The sequence below is a fragment of the Bradyrhizobium jicamae genome (assembly GCF_018130695.1).
GTDB lineage: Bacteria > Pseudomonadota > Alphaproteobacteria > Rhizobiales > Xanthobacteraceae > Bradyrhizobium > Bradyrhizobium jicamae_B.
The window spans coordinates 166,981-180,566 of the sequence record NZ_JAFCJX010000010.1; the positions used below are offsets into that span (position 1 = coordinate 166,981).

General features: G+C 62.7%; 24 protein-coding genes and 2 tRNA genes. 15 read left to right on the forward strand and 11 right to left on the reverse strand.

From position 1 onward, the window contains the following. The first annotated feature begins 18 nt into the window (after window positions 1-18). Both JQ604_RS16665 and JQ604_RS16670 read left to right on the forward strand, forming a co-directional pair. Window positions 19-366 carry a hypothetical protein gene (locus JQ604_RS16665; protein ID WP_212358496.1) on the forward strand — a complete coding sequence of 116 codons (348 nt, stop codon included), beginning with the start codon at window positions 19-21 and terminating at the stop codon, window positions 364-366. Continuing rightward, complete coding sequence (locus tag JQ604_RS16670; RefSeq protein ID WP_212358497.1) at window positions 353-1,171, forward strand: hypothetical protein; 819 nt, start codon at window positions 353-355, stop codon at window positions 1,169-1,171. Before JQ604_RS16665 ends, JQ604_RS16670 begins: the two co-directional genes overlap by 14 nt. A 54-nt stretch (window positions 1,172-1,225) precedes the next feature. Here JQ604_RS16670 and JQ604_RS16675 read toward each other — a convergent pair. The 4 genes from JQ604_RS16675 to JQ604_RS16690 form a co-directional block, all read right to left on the reverse strand. Next, window positions 1,226-1,302 (reverse strand) — tRNA-Pro (locus tag JQ604_RS16675). A 66-nt stretch (window positions 1,303-1,368) separates the two neighbouring features. Then, a complete protein-coding gene (locus JQ604_RS16680; RefSeq protein ID WP_249158309.1) occupies window positions 1,369-1,788 on the reverse strand; it encodes a DUF192 domain-containing protein in 420 nt (139 codons plus the stop codon). 184 nt (window positions 1,789-1,972) lie between these two features. After that, window positions 1,973-2,647, reverse strand: coding sequence for a cold-shock protein (locus tag JQ604_RS16685; protein WP_212358499.1), 675 nt, complete (start codon window positions 2,645-2,647; stop codon window positions 1,973-1,975). Between the two features lie 198 nt (window positions 2,648-2,845). Next, window positions 2,846-3,607 carry an SIR2 family NAD-dependent protein deacylase gene (locus JQ604_RS16690; protein WP_212358500.1) on the reverse strand — a complete coding sequence of 254 codons (762 nt, stop codon included), beginning with the start codon at window positions 3,605-3,607 and terminating at the stop codon, window positions 2,846-2,848. Between the two features lie 214 nt (window positions 3,608-3,821). On the opposite strand from JQ604_RS16690, the gene JQ604_RS16695 reads away from it, so the two are divergent. Further along, window positions 3,822-4,004: a hypothetical protein gene (locus JQ604_RS16695; RefSeq protein ID WP_212358501.1), complete on the forward strand. Its 183-nt coding sequence runs from the start codon at window positions 3,822-3,824 to the stop codon at window positions 4,002-4,004. 84 nt (window positions 4,005-4,088) lie between these two features. On the opposite strand, the gene JQ604_RS16700 is transcribed toward JQ604_RS16695, so the two are convergent. Next, window positions 4,089-4,367, reverse strand: a complete 279-nt coding sequence (locus tag JQ604_RS16700; protein ID WP_212358657.1) for a hypothetical protein — start codon at window positions 4,365-4,367, stop codon at window positions 4,089-4,091. Window positions 4,368-4,542: 175 nt separating this feature from the next. On the opposite strand from JQ604_RS16700, the gene JQ604_RS16705 reads away from it, so the two are divergent. Further along, the gene (locus tag JQ604_RS16705) at window positions 4,543-4,848 is read left to right on the forward strand and encodes a hypothetical protein (protein WP_212358667.1); all 306 of its coding nucleotides are present in this window, start codon (window positions 4,543-4,545) and stop codon (window positions 4,846-4,848) included. A gap of 29 nt (window positions 4,849-4,877) precedes the next feature. On the opposite strand, the gene JQ604_RS16710 is transcribed toward JQ604_RS16705, so the two are convergent. Both JQ604_RS16710 and JQ604_RS16715 read right to left on the reverse strand, forming a co-directional pair. Further along, window positions 4,878-5,075 (reverse strand): hypothetical protein, encoded by a 198-nt coding sequence (locus JQ604_RS16710; RefSeq protein WP_212358502.1) that lies wholly within the window; start codon window positions 5,073-5,075, stop codon window positions 4,878-4,880. Between the two features lie 257 nt (window positions 5,076-5,332). Then, window positions 5,333-5,680: a GrlR family regulatory protein gene (locus JQ604_RS16715; RefSeq protein WP_212358659.1), complete on the reverse strand. Its 348-nt coding sequence runs from the start codon at window positions 5,678-5,680 to the stop codon at window positions 5,333-5,335. A gap of 93 nt (window positions 5,681-5,773) precedes the next feature. Between JQ604_RS16715 and JQ604_RS16720 the strand changes: the two genes are divergently transcribed. Then, window positions 5,774-5,947: a hypothetical protein gene (locus JQ604_RS16720; protein WP_212358503.1), complete on the forward strand. Its 174-nt coding sequence runs from the start codon at window positions 5,774-5,776 to the stop codon at window positions 5,945-5,947. 159 nt (window positions 5,948-6,106) lie between these two features. After that, window positions 6,107-6,292, forward strand: coding sequence for a hypothetical protein (locus tag JQ604_RS16725; RefSeq protein WP_212358504.1), 186 nt, complete (start codon window positions 6,107-6,109; stop codon window positions 6,290-6,292). A gap of 90 nt (window positions 6,293-6,382) precedes the next feature. On the opposite strand, the gene JQ604_RS16730 is transcribed toward JQ604_RS16725, so the two are convergent. Continuing rightward, complete coding sequence (locus JQ604_RS16730; protein WP_212358505.1) at window positions 6,383-6,571, reverse strand: hypothetical protein; 189 nt, start codon at window positions 6,569-6,571, stop codon at window positions 6,383-6,385. Between the two features lie 481 nt (window positions 6,572-7,052). On the opposite strand from JQ604_RS16730, the gene JQ604_RS16735 reads away from it, so the two are divergent. Further along, the gene (locus JQ604_RS16735; protein WP_212358506.1) at window positions 7,053-7,505 is read left to right on the forward strand and encodes a VOC family protein; all 453 of its coding nucleotides are present in this window, start codon (window positions 7,053-7,055) and stop codon (window positions 7,503-7,505) included. Between the two features lie 341 nt (window positions 7,506-7,846). Continuing rightward, the gene (locus tag JQ604_RS16740; protein WP_212358507.1) at window positions 7,847-8,530 is read left to right on the forward strand and encodes a glutathione S-transferase family protein; all 684 of its coding nucleotides are present in this window, start codon (window positions 7,847-7,849) and stop codon (window positions 8,528-8,530) included. A 9-nt stretch (window positions 8,531-8,539) separates the two neighbouring features. Here the strand turns inward: JQ604_RS16740 and JQ604_RS16745 are convergent, their stop codons facing one another. Next, on the reverse strand, window positions 8,540-8,776 hold the full coding sequence (locus JQ604_RS16745; RefSeq protein WP_212358508.1) for a hypothetical protein: 237 nt from the start codon (window positions 8,774-8,776) through the stop codon (window positions 8,540-8,542). 32 nt (window positions 8,777-8,808) lie between these two features. After that, a complete protein-coding gene (locus tag JQ604_RS16750; RefSeq protein ID WP_212358509.1) occupies window positions 8,809-9,069 on the reverse strand; it encodes a PilZ domain-containing protein in 261 nt (86 codons plus the stop codon). A gap of 239 nt (window positions 9,070-9,308) precedes the next feature. Between JQ604_RS16750 and JQ604_RS16755 the strand changes: the two genes are divergently transcribed. From JQ604_RS16755 to JQ604_RS16770, 4 genes are all read left to right on the forward strand, one after another. Further along, window positions 9,309-9,383, forward strand: a tRNA-Glu gene (locus JQ604_RS16755). A 25-nt stretch (window positions 9,384-9,408) separates the two neighbouring features. Continuing rightward, the gene (locus tag JQ604_RS42150; protein WP_212358510.1) at window positions 9,409-9,519 is read left to right on the forward strand and encodes a DUF433 domain-containing protein; all 111 of its coding nucleotides are present in this window, start codon (window positions 9,409-9,411) and stop codon (window positions 9,517-9,519) included. A gap of 887 nt (window positions 9,520-10,406) precedes the next feature. Continuing rightward, complete coding sequence (locus JQ604_RS16765; RefSeq protein ID WP_212358511.1) at window positions 10,407-10,604, forward strand: hypothetical protein; 198 nt, start codon at window positions 10,407-10,409, stop codon at window positions 10,602-10,604. Window positions 10,605-10,711: 107 nt separating this feature from the next. Next, the gene (locus tag JQ604_RS16770) at window positions 10,712-10,927 is read left to right on the forward strand and encodes a hypothetical protein (RefSeq protein ID WP_212358512.1); all 216 of its coding nucleotides are present in this window, start codon (window positions 10,712-10,714) and stop codon (window positions 10,925-10,927) included. Between the two features lie 306 nt (window positions 10,928-11,233). Here JQ604_RS16770 and JQ604_RS16775 read toward each other — a convergent pair whose 3' ends face one another. Beyond that, entirely contained in the window at window positions 11,234-11,575 is a 342-nt protein-coding gene (locus tag JQ604_RS16775) for a hypothetical protein (RefSeq protein ID WP_212358513.1), read from the reverse strand. 134 nt (window positions 11,576-11,709) lie between these two features. Here JQ604_RS16775 and JQ604_RS16780 point away from each other — a divergent pair, with 134 nt between their 5' ends. The 3 genes from JQ604_RS16780 (at window position 11,710) to JQ604_RS41550 (ending at window position 13,566) form a co-directional block, all read left to right on the forward strand. After that, window positions 11,710-12,948 (forward strand): Zn-dependent hydrolase, encoded by a 1,239-nt coding sequence (locus JQ604_RS16780; protein WP_212358514.1) that lies wholly within the window; start codon window positions 11,710-11,712, stop codon window positions 12,946-12,948. Window positions 12,949-12,971: 23 nt separating this feature from the next. Then, on the forward strand, window positions 12,972-13,121 hold the full coding sequence (locus JQ604_RS41545) for a hypothetical protein (protein ID WP_249158305.1): 150 nt from the start codon (window positions 12,972-12,974) through the stop codon (window positions 13,119-13,121). Between the two features lie 70 nt (window positions 13,122-13,191). Beyond that, window positions 13,192-13,566, forward strand: coding sequence for a phosphatase PAP2 family protein (locus tag JQ604_RS41550; protein WP_349631111.1), 375 nt, complete (start codon window positions 13,192-13,194; stop codon window positions 13,564-13,566). Window positions 13,567-13,586 lie beyond the last annotated feature (20 nt).

Here is a 13,586-nt window from a genome sequence, read left to right on the forward strand (position 1 = left end):
CAATTTTAGGAGAGCTGAATGAGAAGGGCTACGGCCGTTTTGGCGATCGCAGCCGGCACTCTGATTTGGTCATCGACCGCTTCAGCCGCTTGCCACAAGATCAAAGTCTGCGATTTCACCGAGTCTCCTCCCTGTCACTGGAGTTGCCCCGACCTCTTCATCGGCAGAGCCGGCGCAGCCTATTCGATGACATTCAAACGTCTCGACCCCAAAGCGGCTTCCGCAATCGTCAACGAGTTGAGCGGCATCGGTTCAGCCCAAATCAGTGGCTCCAGCGTTACCATCAAGGAATTGAACAAATCGGACATTCCGCAGGTACTCGACAAGCTGAACATTAGCCGGGGTGCCGTCCGTGTTCCACAGTAGCCAGCTATGCCGCTGGCGTGCCTTCGTGCTCGCCTCATGTCTCCTGCCGACGTTAGGCGGCTGCGGCACCTACGTTCCGCAGCAGCAGGAGGTCTGGGAGGGGCCCGACCTCACTGGCAACATGGCGGTAGATATCAAGAAGCACATCTTCTGCGAACTCGTTCATGCAATTAAGTTCGTCAACAAAAACCTCCGGATCAATGACGGGCCGAGCATTCCCGACTCCTACGGAGTGCAGATGCAGATCACACTCACGGTCGAGGAGAATAGCGCTTTGAGCGCGGGCCTTGTCCTTAACCAGGCGATTCGTGATGGCACTTTGGGACTCGGTGGCAACCTGTCCTCTACCGCAACACGCACCGACACTTCTTATTCGTTTTACAATGTTGGCAAGATAGCTGGGCCTGCAAAGAACAAATGGTGTGACGCCCTTGAGGTCAGTGGTAGTTCGCTGCTGATGTCAGATCTCGGAATAGGTCCGTATCTTCTCAAGGCAGTGAAAGCGCAGGCCGAACTTCATTCGTCTGCGCCGGTGAAATCAGACGGACTCAAGCTCGACGTGCTGTCCTACGACATCAAGTTCGTCGTGGTATCGAGCGGCAACGTCACGCCATCGTGGAAACTGGTTAGCCTATCCGCCAATTCGGGCGGATCGCCCTTCCTCTCGGCGGGACGGACTCGCACCCACGACCTAACGCTCACGTTCGGCCCTGGTGACCCCAGCAGTCCAACATACTACGCCGCGCTGCAAACCCATTTCACACAGCAAATCGTTCAGTCCAACAACCAGCGCAGAGGTAATTGAGGGATCAAAGGCCTCGACAAGTCACACGCTAAACTACTGACTATACTAATATTTTGGTCGGGGCAGCTGGATTCGAACCAACGACCTGCAGTACCCAAAACTGCCGCGCTACCAGGCTGCGCTATACCCCGAACTTTCCGAGAAGCGTTGTCGATACACGCTTCAGGGGGCGCCAGCAAGGCGCCGATCATGGGGGCTCACCGCCCCTTGAACAGCGGGTGTGCGACGCGGTCGCCGGGCTGGATGCCGTATTTCTGCGCGGTGCCGGCGACCACCTCGAGCACGCCCTTGGCGAGGCCGCGCGACGGGATGATCTTGGTCGACAGCGGCTCGGTGCTTTCGGCGATGCGCAGGATGCGGCCGTCGGCGCCGATGAAGATCATGTCGAGCGAGACATAGGTGTTCTTCATCCACATCGATACCTCCTGCTCCGGCGAGAAGTCGAACAGCATGCCTTTGCCGTCCGCGAGCTCCTTGCGGTACATCAGGCCGGTCTCCTTCTCCTGCTCCGTGGTCGCCATCTCGACCGAGAAGACATGGACGCCGGACTTGGTGACGATCTCGAGCGGCTGAAAACTCGCCGCCTGCGCCACGGGCGCTGCGAGCACGGCGAACATCAAAGCGAGCGACGCCAGCAGGACCGGGCGAAGCCGCTCAACAACCGAAACGAAAATCATGGATGACACTCACGCCGAAGAAATTTCCGGCGGGACCCTAACCCGATGATTGCGGGAAATGCCATAGCCTAGACGTGGGCCATGAGGCTCACGTTTGCGTCAGGCCGACAGGGGCAGAACGCGCTCAGTGCGACGACAGCGCCGACGGGCCGGTCTCGGGATGGATCTCGGCCGCCATCATGCCCTTGGAGCCGGGCCCGAACCGCACCAGCACATACTGGCCGGGACGGAGCTCGGTCATGCCGAAGCGCCGCAGCGTCTCCATGTGCACGAAGATGTCGGGCGTGCCCTCGCCGCAGGTCAGGAAGCCGAAGCCGCGGAGACGGTTGAACCACTTGACCTGCGCCCGCTCCAGCCCGCTGGTCGCTGTGACCGTGACATGGGTTCTCGGCGGCAGCATCTGCGCCGGGTGGATCGCGGTCGACTCGTCCATCGAGACGATGCGGAAGGCCTGATAGCCCTTGGCGCGCTGCACGCATTCGACCACCAGCCGCGCGCCTTCATAGGCGGTCTGAAAGCCGTCACGCCTCAGCACGGTGACGTGCAGAAGCACATCGGGCCAGCCATTGTCGGGAACGATGAAGCCGTAGCCCTTCGAGGCGTCGAACCATTTGATGGTGCCGGAGATTTCGACGAGATTGGCGGCGGTGTCGCCGAGACCGGAGAAGGCATCCAGCGCCGGGTCGCGTGACCCGCTTGCATAGTCACCTGGTCCAAGTCCCTGTCCAAGTCTGTTCTGCCCTGCGCCGCCCGCCGACGGTCCGCCGAGCTTCTTGGACTCAAATCCGTCCGACCCCATGACCCCGGACCCCACACATCAATTGCGGCTCGTCCATTCTGCGACGAACCCCGAACACGCTGCCATTCATGATCAACTCACGACCGCGCCGCGCGAATCTCTCGAATCAAAAGATAACACTCCCGCTTGCGGCGCATAGCCAAAAAAACGAATCCCGGCGGAACTATGAACAGGCTTGCGGGGCCGACGAATCAATCGTCAGTTGCCTACGAAAGGTCCAAGCGTCTCGCCGATGTCGAAGCGGAGTACGAGATCGGCGACGTCGTCCTGCTCCGTTGGATCGCGGTTGATGATCACGAGTTTCGCGCCGCAATTCTTGGCCATCAGCGGAAACCCGGCCGCGGGCCACACCACGAGCGAGGAGCCGATCGCCAGGAACAGGTCGCAATGCTGCGCCAGTTCCGTGGCGCGGCGCATCTCGTCCTCCGGCATCGCCTGCCCGAACGAGACCGTCGCGGTCTTGATGGGATCGCCGCAATCAATGCAATCGGGCGCGGCGCCGTCGGTCTCGAAGCGCTGCTTCACCCAGTCGAGCTCGTAGGCGCGGCCGCAGCCGATGCAGCGGGCGTAGGTGGTATTGCCGTGCAACTCGACGACGTCATCGGCCTTGAATCCCGACGCCTGATGCAGATTGTCGATGTTCTGGGTGATGATCGCAGGAACCTTGCCGGCGCGGTACAGCGCGGCCAACGCGCGATGCCCACGGCCGGGCTTTGCGGCCGCGAATGTCGGCTGCATCGCAAAGCGGCGGCGCCAGGCTTCATCGCGCGCGTCCTGGCTCGCGACGAACTCGTCGAACGGGATCGGCCGGTTCTTGGTCCAGATCCCGCCCGGCGAGCGGAAATCGGGGATGCCGCACTCGGTCGAGATGCCGGCGCCGGTGAAGGGAACGATCGACGACGACTCGGCAATCAGGTTGCCGAGCTGCTCGACGCCGCTGCGCAAATCTTTTGCAATCACGGGGAATGATCCGGTTGGTTAGGCCGACTATAGCACGGCGCCCCCGCGTGCGAGATCAACGGCTGCGCGAAATCAGGCCGCCTTCGCAACCTCTTGCGTCGGTGCGCGCGTTATCCACTGCCATCGCTTGATCACATTGCTGCACCCCCTGCTCCAAATTCGCGCCCCATTCGCCGATGCCTATGCGCGGCGGGACAGACAAATGGGATGGGCCATGACCGAACAGGACAACCGCCGCGCGCGCGAGCGCGAAGAGATCGCCGCGCGGGTCGCGAGCTTCAAGGCGACGCAGGAGAAATTCCAGCGCGAGCGGCAGGACTATTACGCGACGACGCTCGGCAATGCCTGGGGCGGGTTCGCGCGGACCTCGCCGCAAGCGGCGCGCAGCGCGAGATAACCAACAGCCGAGGCAACAAAGCCGAGACGACAAAAAACCCGGAGCGATCAGCTCCGGGCTCTTCGTCGTCACGCGTCGCGCGCGCTACCAACCGTTATAGTAGTAGTGGTGCCGGCGATAATACGGCCGGTCGTAATAGGCGTAGGGGCCCGGTCCGTAGGCGTAACGCGGACCATAGTAGTAGCCGGGGCCGTAGCCATAATAGCCGCCATTCGCGGCGATCGCGCCGGCGGTGAGAGCGCCCGCGGCCAGACCGAATGCCAGACCCGGGCCAACGCCGCGACCACGCGCCTCGGCCGGCGCGCTGATCACAGTCGCACCGACGGTCGCAACCGTCGCCAAAACAGCCAATGTCTTTTTCATCATGACGCACCTCCTTCTTCCAAGTTCGGAGCGTCAACGCAGGCCGTCCGCGATGGTTGCGGGAACTCGCGCGCAAAGAAAATCGGCGCGCGCGTGGAACGATCGGCGCACAGCAGCGTTGCAGAAGGTGAAGTGCAGCACCTTGCGAGAGGTGAAAGCATGAAAGACTCCGCTGATGTCGTCAGGATATCGGCGGGGTTTTCATTTGCGGCAATCCATCAGCGCGATGTCGGTGGCGCAACGTCGGTTCATCACCATGAACCCGAATTCATTAGCCATGCGATCGCACGAGGTCTACCATCGGTTACTGCCGGAACAAGTTAACAACTTGCAGGTTAGGATGTTGCCGGAAATTGGGGTTGGCATCATGCCAGCATGGATGGAACTGCTGCTCAACGTGATCGGCTATGGCGGCTTCATCGCCATCGCGACGTATCATCGGCGTTCGAGCGAGAAGCTGCCCGGATCGGGCCAGGAGTAACGGCGCACTGACGCGCTCATTCGGACGCGCTAATTCGTTTTTTGCGGCGTCCCGGCCGTGCGCGTCAGGCGATCGGCCTTGACCAGTGCGGGCCGGCCCTCCTCCGGTTGCGGCCGCAGCCAGACACTCACCACCACGAACGCCAGACAGAACAGCAGACCCACCACCATCACGCGCCGGTGGGTCGGCCTGTCAGCGTTGTGAAACGACGGAACCATGGCCGTCATGCCTAGCGCAACCACAGGTCAGTGCAACGCAATGTTGCCCTTAACCTAACTTGCTAGGGTTACGGCATGATCCGGACCCGAAGGGCCGCGTTAGCGCAAAGTGTGAAGCGGTTTTTCCGACCGGATCATGCCTGCCCCCAAAGACGACTTCCCGCAGCTTCATTCACCGCTTGTGCGCAGCATATCCACAGGCGCGGCAGACCGCTTTTGCAAAACATTTCCAGTCGTTGCTGCGCACAAATCCACAGGCCGGGCGATCAGGCCTTCGCCAACCATTTCAGCGTGGCGCGGAAGCTCAGGCTGCGGGTGCCGACAAGCACGGTGCCGAACACATCGGCGGTATCGCCGGCAAAGGTTCCCGAAAACCCGCTGGCGACCTCCTGCCCGGCAAACAGCGGCCGGGCGAAGGGATCGGCGAAGGGCGAATGCTGGTTGGTAACCAGATGCCCCTTCCAGGTCCCCTCGCCGACCGTATAGGCGCCGCTCGACCAGAAATACGGCCCGCCGCCGAGCAGCACGCCGTCGCGCAGGATCAGCACACCGCTATCGCGGCCCTTCACGCCGTCGCCCATGGTGATGTGGATCGAATAGAGCCCGTTCTTCATCGGCTTCTTCATGCGGCCGCCTGCCGCGGCCCTCGTTTACAAAGCGTTAAACTTCGGCTGGCAGCGTTCGGCGGTCAGCGAGGGAGAGCCAGAATGCTCATCTATCCCGTGCCTGCCACCGTGACGCAAGCCAGAGTGCAGCTGGTGATCGACCAGTTGGCGAAAGAGCAGCCGCGCATCGTCAACGCCGCCGTGCTGGACGTCTTCGCCGCCAAGAACCGGGCCGAACGCGAGAAAGTCGAGACCATCCTCGACATCAAGGTCTGAGGCCGGCCGCACCGCTTGACCTGCCGCGCGCTTGTTCGCCGCTGCCTTCGCTCGGCTGCCCAAGTCCATCCCGGAAAAACAACCGCCGCGCCCGCCGTTAACCGAACCTCTTTAGATTCCGTAAATGCGGACCTGAGAATTTGTGTCAGGAGGTTTCAAATGGTCATCTATCCCGTCCCTGCCGCGGTGACCCAGGCGAAGGTGCAGCTTGTGGTCGACCAGACGGCAAGAGCGCCGTCGCACCAGATTCACGACGATGTGCAGAACATCGCCGCAGCCCAGGCCCAGGCCGAACGCGAGGCGCTGCTCGACCGCCATCAGGCCCTGCTCGACAAGACGGCGTAACGCCTGACCCGGCAAACGTCCGGTTCCAAGACAACCCCACCCGCCAATTGCGGCCGCGTGGGTCTTTGCGCGTTCGATGAAGGTGCGACCTTAGCAGCCCGTATAGCGCGGATCCGGCTTCAGGATTTCCTGCAGATAGGCCCTGCCGAAGCGCTCGAGCTGGCGGCGGCTCTTCCCGGTCGATGCCAGCAAGCCAATGTAATTGGCGACCTTCTCACGGGCCTCAGGCCCCAGGGAAGGGTTTGCCGAACTCAAGACTCTGTCGACAATCTCGTTCATGGCACCGCACCGCAATATGCGCAGTGCACCATCACGCCGGCGGACGGTCAAGCGGGATTTTTACGTTGCGTTAACCGCCGGCCCCCTTGCGCCCAGCGAGACGATCATCTGCAAGTGGCGCGGCGGAACGAATTCTCGCGTCACGCGTTGAAGGTCCGTACACAGTGGCGCCGGCGCTCGCGCGTCGGCTTCGAAGAACCCCGCGCTTCTCAGGCCCGGGGTTTTTCATTTCGCGGGCCACCTCACCTCGCGCCGCGAGGTCCCTGACCGCATTTAGAAGCGCGATTGCGCCGAAGCCCGCGACGAACGACATCGCGGCGAACCAGGCCCACTGTGCGGATCGTCAGAAGTGCAAGATCGTGACTGTCCGCGCCTTGCGCAAGCTGCGCGACACCCTGCCGCTTGCCCTGGTTTACTGCTATGAGAGGCGCCGAACCACCCAACCAGAACCATCCCACAAAACATCAGGGAGCCCACCACCATGCGTTTTCTCCACACCATGCTGCGCGTCCGCAACCTCGACGTCGCGATGAAGTTTTACCGGGATGCGCTGGGGCTGAAGGAGGTGCGCCGCATCGACAATGACAAGGGCCGCTTCACGCTGGTGTTCCTGTGCGCGCCCGATGACGTCGAGGCGCTGAAGAACCAGCCGCAGACCCGCGGTGCGCCGCTGGTCGAGCTGACCTACAATTGGGACGAGGAGAAATACGGCGAGGACCGCCATTTCGGCCACCTCGCCTACGAGGTCGACGACATCTACGCGACCTGCGACAGGCTGATGAAGCTCGGCATCACCATCAACCGCCCGCCTCGCGACGGCAACATGGCGTTCGTTCGCTCGCCCGATCTGCACTCGATCGAGATCCTGCAGAAGGGCGATCCGAAGCCGCCGGCCGAGCCGTGGACCTCGATGCAGAACACCGGCCACTGGTAGTCGTTCCATACATTTTCGATGCTGAAGTCATGTCGCGCGCCGTTTTCGAACATCGGAACGGCGCGCGACGCGCCGCGTTGTCCACGCAAATGAGAGCGAGGAGGCAACGATGGGAAGAGGAATTTTGCTTTGGCTGTTGGGTGTGCCGATCCCGGTGATCATCCTGCTGTGGTTGTTCTTCGGCCACTAAAGTTCATTCGACGCATAACGCACGCAAGCACATGCCTGACGTGCTCGGGGCCCTGCCATGATGCGGGGCCTCATTTCTTTTGGCTTCGATTTTTCTTTTTGGCTTCGATTTTCTTGATCTCCGTGCAATTCCGCCCGCGCCTCCCCCGCAAATGTCAGCTAGAACTCCGGCAACAAAAGCGGGAGACGAACGCGTGACGGATAGCAAGAAACTGACGATCTGGGGCCGGGCCAATTCGGTCAACGTGCAGAAAGTGCTGTGGTGCCTGGCCGAACTCGGCATCGACTACGACCGGATCGATGCCGGCATGCAGTTCGGCAAGAACGACCAGGCGGATTATCTCGCGATGAATCCCAACGGACGGATTCCGACATTGGTCGATGGCGACTACGTGCTGTGGGAATCCAATTCGGTGATGCGCTATCTCTGCATGGCCTATGGTCAGGGATCGCCGATCTATCCGGCCGCACCGCAGGCCCGCGCCGGCGTCGACCGCTGGCTCGACTGGACGCTGTCGACCTTGCAGCCGGTCGATCGCCCGGTGTTCTGGGCGCTGGTGCGCACACCGGTCGAGAAGCGCGACATGGTGCAGATCCAGAATGACGTCGATGCGGAAGCCGTGGTGTGGGGAATCGTCGATGCGCGGCTTAAGAGCCGCCGCTTCATCGAGGGCGATCCGTTCACCATCGCCGACATCGCGATCGGCTGTTTTGCGCGGCGCTGGCTCGGCGTCGAGGGAGTCAGGAAACCGGCGCTGCCGAATCTCGATCGCTGGTTCGCCGAGCTCGGCCAGCGTCCGGGATTCCTGCGCTTCGTCGCGCCGCCGATGTCCTGACCAAACTCCTCAGCGCCGGGCGCCGGCGTCGACGCTGATGCCGCCGCCGACCTTCATGCACGTCCCCGTGCCCTCGACCTTGACGAAGCCAGGGCCGAACTCCGCGCAGGAATTGCTGCGCGCCGTGCCCTTCAGCGGCAAGGTCTTGTCGATCGTCGGCGAGGTATCGGTCTTCTTGGGCGTGCCCTGCTGCGCAAACGCAACGGCGGGAAGGAGAGCGACGATGACGATGATGGATTTTCGCATACGCGACTCTTAGCGCGCGAAGCGTCGCGAAGCTACCGGACGAACTTCACGCCAAACGTCCGGCCGCGGCGCCAGACCACTTCGCAGTTCCGCCCGGTGCGGGCATCGCGCGAGAACGCCAGCTTCAGCTTGGCCGGCAGCGTGTTGTTGTCGTCGACGATGATCTTCGCGCCTGACGAGGAGATGTCCTCGACCACACAGGCCCGCGCGGCAAAGCCGCCATCGAGCGTGATCCAGCCGGACTGGCGCAGCGATTTGCGCGCATCGCGTTTCTTGGTGGTGCCGAAAGCCATCTCACTCCATTCCCAAGATGCCAGCCGTATCGCCTGAGGCTTACCAAAGGGTTGCGAAACCCCTCCGCATTGTCCGGATCCCGGGATTCTCCGGGGGATCGCGCATCAACAGAAGGACCGCTTTGGGTGCTTGCCCCCCCGCCCAATCGCCACTATACGTTCGCCCGTCGCCAGCCGTTCGCCGGCAGCGGCCAGTCCGGCAAATCTCACACCTAACGTATTGATTTGCCGGGGGTTTTGCTCCCTTCGTCTATCGGTTAGGACGCCACCCTTTCACGGTGGAGAGAGCGGTTCGATTCCGCTAGGGAGCGCCATTCCGGCTGGTGTAGGCTCGCTCCCTTGAAACAGCCGGTCATCTCGCGCAGCCCCGACGTGACGAGCGGGTCCACCGTTTTCCACGGCACACGGGTCCCCGTCGAAACGCTCTTGGACTATCTGGAAGCGGGCTAGTCTAGTTCTGCGCGGGACAATGTTTGTCCTCAACCAGCCCTGCTTCGAGCATCCCTTCGTATAGCTGTTGGGCAGAACGTGTCTTGCCGTAACTTTCGTGCACATGAATCGCGAAGTCACCAGGATCGTCGTCCCAGCAATAGGGTTGGTAATTATCCTGGCGACGATCGTGTTGGTGCTCGGTAGGTAGTGACCTCCCCAGGCTTCCACTCAGTGTCGCGCGAGGACGTCATCGCGTTCCTCGACGAGGCGCAGCGACTCCGCTAACACCGATCGCGCTTCGCCACCCGCAACACCATCCCTGCCCGCGCCGGCCTGAACTTGCGCGGAAAGCGGGTGCGCGCGTCGTAGGTCGCGCCGGTCAGCCGCGCATCGATCAGGTCTGCGCCGCAGAAGATTGCGATCGAGATGAGGAATGCGACGTCGACAAGCCCGGCGCACGCCCGAATGCTTTGGACAGATCCCTTATCGCCGTGAAACGAAGAACCGAAGGTTTACCCTCCCGGACAATGGTCGCTTTGCTGCGCTCGCAAGGCGGCAACACCATCGCGCGCGCGACCGCGCATCGCAATTTCATCAATCCATGGAATCTAAGCTCAACAAACTCATCCGGGTTTACTCTCATTTGCCCGATCCTCGCAGGCCCCATTCGTGAAGAACGCCGATGTCAGGACAAGGTTTCGGCAGCATCGAATCGTCGCACTGGCCACTTGCGATGGAGATGCCGTGCAGCGAAAGCCGCGGAATCTTTTGGTCGTTGTGTTCACTTTTGGACATTCAAATCGGCCTCGATGGACCATCATTGCCCCGTCACCGCCCGGTCAAGTGGCATCTACCGGTGATGAGAACGCCGGTCGCGCTCCCGCCATTCGAAGGAGTTGCGGCAGATGAGCCGACGTCGCTTCAATCACACCGAGAGCTTGCAGAAACGCCTGGCCAATTTTGCCGCCGAGGCGCGCGAAAAGGCGCTACGCCTGCCGCCTGGTCCCGAACGAGACAGTGAACTGGAAAAGGCGCGTCGGGCCGACATGGCCCAGCACCTGGACGAATGGGCCTCATCCCCGGGCGCCAAACCACCGACCTGAAGCATGTTCCGGACCCGAAGGGCCGCGTTAGCGCAAAGTGTGAGGCGGTCTTCCCTCGCGACAAACACCGAAGGCGTTTGCGCGGAGATCACGCGGGAGGCGTGGCCATGATCAAGCTCGATGATCGCACGATCGCCAACATGGACGTCATTCTCGAGGACGTTTGCAGGGGGCTATCCCGCCACGGCGGTGACCACGAGAGCCGTAAATTCATCGCCATCAAGTTGGCGCAGGCCGCAAGGAAGGGCAACGTCACACTGGGCGGCCTGGAAATCGTTGCGCGACGCGCGCTTGGTGAACTGAAGCAGCGCAAGTCGGCCTAGAGCATGATCCGGAAAAGTGTGAAGCGGTTTTCCCTCGCGACAAACGCCGAAGGCGTTTGCGCGGAGATCATGCTCAAACAAAGAACTAAAGCGCGATGATGATTCGACCCAATCTCATCGCGCCTTAGCTCGAGCAAGCTCCAGGGTGTGAGATCATGGATCTGGTATTCAATGTTGCGCTCGCCGCGATCGGCGTCGTCGCGGTTTCGGTTCTGGCATTGCGGCTTGGACTGAGATGGGCCTTTTCCCGCACGCTCAGGAATCGCTGACCCTGCGGCGAGAACTAGGCCGCGTGACTTGGGGCGATTACCGGTTGGCCGCGACGCGCGCCGTATCCGACCGCTCCGCCGTCGCCGTGTCCTGCGGCTTTTGCGGCTTGACGCAGGTGCTGCAGATCACGAGCTTCCGCGCCAGCCAGGCATCGGTATCGGCCGCCATCGCCTGATTGTTGCTGGAGGACTGCGCCACGGCCCGACTGCGCCGCGACGATTGAGGCGCATTGGGGTTCGGTCCGGCGCCGTCCCAGGCGTAGGGACCGCTGCCGAGCGAAGCCTGGCTGCCCATCATGCCGGTTTGCGCGCAGGCGCCGAGCCCGAGCGGCAACAGCAGGATGGCGGCCTTGCCGGCCCAATTGCGAACAACAGACATGATCATCCCACTCTGGCACTCTTCCTGTCTTAGACCTAAGACCAGAAGAGCTAACAATTCCTTGATCTCCGACGGTCGCAGCCAAAGACGACGGGATTGAGACCGACCAACCAGACCTGACCGGGATTCGCTTGATGCCTGCCTCTGCCCCTGCCCCTCGCGCCAACGGCGCGCGCGTCCTCGCCGACCTCAACGCGCTGCGCGCCATCGGCGCCTACAAGACCGGCGTGCACAAGCCGACCTTCTCGGCCGCCCACAAGGCCTCGCTGGAATGGCTGGTGGCCCAGCTCCCCGCGGCAGGGTTGACCGGCGCGATCGACGGCATCGGCAATGTGCTGACGACGAGCGCCAAGGCCGGCCCAAAGCTGCTCGCCGGCTCGCATCTGGAAAGCCAGAACCATGCCGGCTGGCTCGACGGCCCGCTCGGCGTGGTCTATGCGCTGGAGGCCGCGCGCGTCCTTAATCTCGACACAGATGTGAACGGCGCGGTCGAGCTCGCGGCGTGGTGCGACGAGGAAGCCCATTTCGGCCATTTCCTCGGCAGCCGCTCCTATGTCGGCGCGGTGTCCGAGGCCGATATCGACGCCGCCCGCGACCGCAACAATCCGCGCACCATGCGCGAGGCGCTGACCGAGATGGGTTTTGCCGGCCGGGCGCGCACCCACGCCGAGCCCGGCCGCCACATCGGCTATCTCGAGGCCCATATCGAACAGGGCGAGACGCTGGAAAGCGGCGCGCTGAAGATCGGCGTCGTCACCTCGATCGTCGGCATCTGGCAATTCCGCATCACCTTCACCGGCGAGCAGAATCACGCCGGCACCACGCGGATGGCGATCCGCAAGGATGCCGGGCTCGCGCTGGCGCGGTTCTGCGTCGCGATCGACGAGAGTTTTCCGGGCCTCTGCGGCCCGCGCACGGTGTGGACCACCGGCCGCATCACGCTCGATCCCGGCGCGCCCAGCATCATCCCCGGCGGCGCCGAAATGCTGTTCCAGATTCGCGACGCGGACCCGCGCGTGATCGATCGGCTGGAAGCGCATCTGCACGAGATGGCCCGCAGCGTCACCGCGCAGGGCCGCTGCAGCGCAGCCGTCGAGCGCATCCGGAACGGCCTGCCCGCCCATATGGACGCCAGCTTCCAGGACGCGATCGAGGCGGCCAGCGCCGATCTCGCCGGCGGCAAATCGCTGCGGATGCCGAGCGGCGCCGGCCACGACGCCCAGATCCTCGCCACCATCATGCCCGCAGGGATGCTGTTCGTCCCCTCGATCGGCGGCATCAGCCATCACTGGACCGAGAACACCGACGATGCCGACATCGTCACCGGCGCGGAGGTGTTCGTGGAGGCGTGCCGGCGGCTGCTGATGCGGTGAAGTAGGCGCGAAAGGAACCGTGCGTGGCTGCCGACGTTGGCAGCCCGATGAGCGTGACCATACGACCGACCCGCGCCGACGTCAGACTTGCCGGCCTCATTGCGCAGAACACCAATCTGCCGACCGAGAAAGCTGCTGGCTGTCTCACCTGGGCGCCGACGAGCATCTCCTGAACGCGCTTGCGATCGGCTGGTGGCTGTGGTGCCGCAACAAGCCTACGGCCCAGCGTTTGCCAGCGATCATGTGTTGGCAACGACATTGGCGAGTGCGTTGCTCCCGCACATCCTCAAAACGATCTTCGATCAGGAACGCCCCGACCGGTTGACCATCCGCGGACATCTCCACGGCGTGCCGCGGTCAGGCAACAAGATGGACGCCTTTCCATCCGGTCACGCCATCCATGTCAGCGCCCCCGCCTCGGCCGCATCGCGCTTGCCTGCCCCTTTACGCAACCTGATCTGGCCCGCAGGCGCAGCGCTTGTCGCGACCAGCATCGTCTTGCCGGCGCATTGGGTGCGATGTCGTTTGCGGGCTCGCGATCGGGGTCGGGCTCGAACGGCTGATGCGGCGCCTCACGAGTTACGAACAAATCTAAAGCGCTGGCTCACGCGCCAATAGAAAACCCCGCCAAAGCGGGG